The sequence below is a fragment of the Methylobacterium sp. WL103 genome, from assembly GCF_008039885.1.
Taxonomy (GTDB): domain Bacteria; phylum Pseudomonadota; class Alphaproteobacteria; order Rhizobiales; family Beijerinckiaceae; genus Methylobacterium; species Methylobacterium cerastii.
Map to the genome: position 1 here is coordinate 1 of NZ_VRUX01001265.1, position 472 is coordinate 472.

The window sequence follows — 472 nt, forward strand, 5'->3', positions numbered from 1 at the left end:
GTTCTACGAGGCCGACTACGCGCTGCCGGCGGCGCGGGCCTTCGGCGACGGGATCCGGCTGCTCGTCGTCGCCGACCGGCCGCCGGAGGAGCCCGGCGCGCGCTGGCTCGCCCTATGGCCGTTCCGGAGCTCGCGCACCCGCTGGGGCGTGCCGTTGCCGGTGCTGGTCGGCTGGACCCACGGTTTCTGCCCGCTCGGCGTGCCGCTCCTCGACGGTACCGAGCCCGCGCGTGCGCTCCAAGCGCTGTGCGACGCGCCGCGCGCGCTCGGACTGTCGCCGCGGCTCCTGCTGTTGAACGCCCCCGCGGACGGCCCCTTCGCCGAGTTGCTGGCGGCCCGGACGAACCGGCGCGACGCCGCCTACTGGGCGCATGCCCGCGGCGCCCTCGACCTCGCCGGCCTGGAGCCGGCGAGGCGCGCAGGCTACCTCGACCACGTCAGCGGCAAGGGCCGGCGCAAGCTGCGCCTGGGG

General features: G+C 77.3%; 1 pseudogene. It reads left to right on the top strand.

Features of this window, described 5'->3' with window-relative positions:
- Positions 1 to 472, top strand: a pseudogene (locus FV222_RS30460) (GNAT family N-acetyltransferase); the annotation flags it as partial.